At 61.7% G+C, this 2,857-nt stretch carries 1 protein-coding gene; it reads right to left on the reverse strand.

All coding sequences use genetic code 11. The features are described 5' to 3' along the window. Nucleotides 1-67: 67 nt before the first annotated feature. Nucleotides 68-2,788 (reverse strand): CRISPR-associated endonuclease Cas3'', encoded by a 2,721-nt coding sequence (locus tag SGJ19_29455; GenBank protein ID MDZ4784392.1) that lies wholly within the window; start codon nucleotides 2,786-2,788, stop codon nucleotides 68-70. Nucleotides 2,789-2,857: the final 69 nt, after the last annotated feature.

A 2,857-nucleotide genomic window follows, 5' to 3' on the forward strand; every position in this document is an offset into this window, starting at 1 on the left:
CCGAGTGCTTTCAAATAGTTGGCCAGCGGAACAGGAGCGCATCCCTTAAGGACATGGAGGTGCATCTTCATGTCGTCGCCTCCGCGGCCAAGGTCGGATCGTTGGTCGTCAGGCGGGATGCCCGGATATCCGCCGCTCGCATGATCGCTTCGAGGAATGCGAGAGAGGCCGGACCATGTCGCTCGAGAAGGCCGATGCACCGTTCTCGCCAACTAATTCCCGTTCGAAACGAAAGCCCGATCGCAGCGGGGGAAAGCGTCAGTGGTAACTCAGGAACAGGCGACTCGCCCGGTGCCAGTTCGACCGATGGTAAGACGTCCCCTTCTCGAACCCCGCGTACCGGTAGACCACGCCCGTCTCGGTCCGCGTAATCCTGGTCCTTCGGGGCAGCGTGGAGGCCAACCCGGACTTTCCCGTGATGACTTGCTACGAGATAGGCCACGAGGTCAAAGGCGTGGGCGTCACACCGAAGGAGCCGATCGATCAACGGAGTTGGCGCTTGCGGAAGTGAGTGCTTGGGCAATCCCGATTTCATCTGCTCCAGTATGTTAATCCAGGGCCCGAGGAGAGCCTCGTGTGTTGGGTTGTAGTGCCTGAGGACAGCAAACAATCCGAGGGCGCTGGCAAGTTCATGGCGAAAGGCAGGGCGGGTTTCGCTGTCGTCGAGATAGCGATACAACGCCTTTCTTGGCCAGCACTGGTCGGGGGCTTTGGCCAAATCCAATCGGTTCAGCCGAGCCGCTTTTTGACTCCCTCGGATTGAGCCCTGGAATGCCGGGTGCGCCTTTCCCCAGTCATGCCAGAGTGAGGCGAGTTCCAGCAAGCCACGAAGCGAATCGGGGAGATCAACCTCTCGGGCGATGGAGGTAGCGTGTTCCGCTACCTCGCGAGAATGGCACGCAATCGTCTTCCATTGGCTTGTGCTCAACTGTTCGCCGTCTTGCTGGTCGTCGGTTTCTTCGAGAGCTTGTGTCGCCGCGTCCGTTTTGGGTTCGGTAACCGGCGGGACAGTCGAGCTTGATTCAGCGTCAAAGCCACGGTCCGTACGGTAACCGCCACACGTCCTGGCGACGCAGACGATCCGGCCGGGCACGAGCGATTCACTGGTGGCAGTTTTCCATTCGCCATCGAGCCAGTCCCACACCCAGGCTCGCTTCGTTTTCTTGAGCTTTGATTTGCCTTTCTCGCACAGCCACTCGCGGGCCTTGAGAAACGGAACCGAGCACAATTCACGGCGATGAGGTTTGCGGTCGTCAGTGGGCTTGTTCGCAGGACCCCCTTTTTGGTCTGGTGGCACATCGTGCCAGAACACCTGTAGATCCCGGTCATCGCCCGAGCGGATGAACCGGCTGATGTCCAGGTCCGCGCCGGTCAGGTCGGGCGTGGTGTCAAAGAGTTCGTCAAACTCCTTGCGCAGCAACAGATGCGACGGGGCGTAGGGATACAGTAGGAGCCTGGCTTCGTCCCCAAGCGAGTGCTCGTGGGCCTCAAGACTGGCGATGCCGACATCGTGAAGCTGTTGAATGGCTTCCCAGGCGCTGTCGAGCTCTTCGGCCGAGTACGGGGCCGAGTCCTCAGTGTTCTTTCGCCGATCTACGACCAGCACGTTCCCGGTGCCACCATACCGGGCGCTGCGGCCAAACCGTTGCACGAGGCTGGGCCACGGTGCGAGTTCCGTGATCAAGCATCCGGCGGAGATATCGACGCCGGCTTCCACCACCTGCGTCGCGACGATGATCCGATCGATGCCAGGCGCACAGGCCAAGCGCGAGAGAAACCGCTCCCGCCATCCCTCTCGTTCGGCGGGGCGAAACCGGCTGTGCACCAGTTCCAAATCGTTCAAGCGGCCGGCTTTTCGCAAGGCATCGAAGGTGCGACACGCTCGGTCGACCGTGTTGCACACGACAAGAGTGATCTTGCCGAAGTCGCCGTCGGCCAGTTTGGCGTGTTCCTCGAGGACCCGCTGTGCGAACCCTTTGTCATCCGTTGGGGCTATTGTGTCGTCCACCGCGACTTGCTTGTGGATATCCCACAACCCACCAACTCGCTGGCTATCCGGCACTTCACATGGATTCGTGATCCAGGAATCGTGGCGCTCGGCCGTGTCCACACTCCGCAACCATTCAGGTTGCAGGGTCGCGCTCATCCACCACGTGTGGCAGGGCCGAAGGTGCTTGGCGCCGTCGTCGTCGCGAAATGCCTGGAGCTGGGCCGATGTCGCCAGACCAACATCCATGAGCTGGACCTCGTCCATGACCCACAACGCATCCTGGCTCAACAGTCCAAACTCCATTGGCCATCGAGCCCGCGCCGCCGCGTAGCCGCGATTCAAGGCTCGCGACAGCAGCATGTCCTGAGTGCCGATGATGACGGCAGGGCGTTCGGGGTACAGGAACCATTCCCCGCTATCTTCGCCACCCATGGCGATATGGACCGTCGGGCGAACGGCTTCAGGGATTCCTGCGGCGAGACGTCGCGCGACGTCGTTCGTCTGCTCCACGAGCACGCGCATCGGCAGGCACCAGACCAAGCGTCGAGGCCAGGCAGCATCGCCACGGTGGAGGCGATGGTAGCTCCACGCGGCTAACACGCCTTCCGTCTTGCCGAGGCCCGTCGGAATCTGGATCAGGCGACTGCGGCACGCATGATCGTCCGCCAGGCTGCTTTGCCAAGCCCGCGATGAGCGGTGCGCGGTGAGCGCCGTGAACCATTCTTCAAAAGTCTTGGCCGTCATGGTTGTGCAAATCCGCGAGCCATCCCCGGCGATCGCCCCACCCGCCGTGGGCATGAACATATGATCCGTACGGCGGCTGTCAAGCGGTACTCCCCCACGCAGCGTCCCCCGCCTGGATCGCCA

It is taken from the genome of Planctomycetia bacterium (assembly GCA_034440135.1).
In the GTDB taxonomy this organism is placed as follows: domain Bacteria; phylum Planctomycetota; class Planctomycetia; order Pirellulales; family JALHLM01; genus JALHLM01.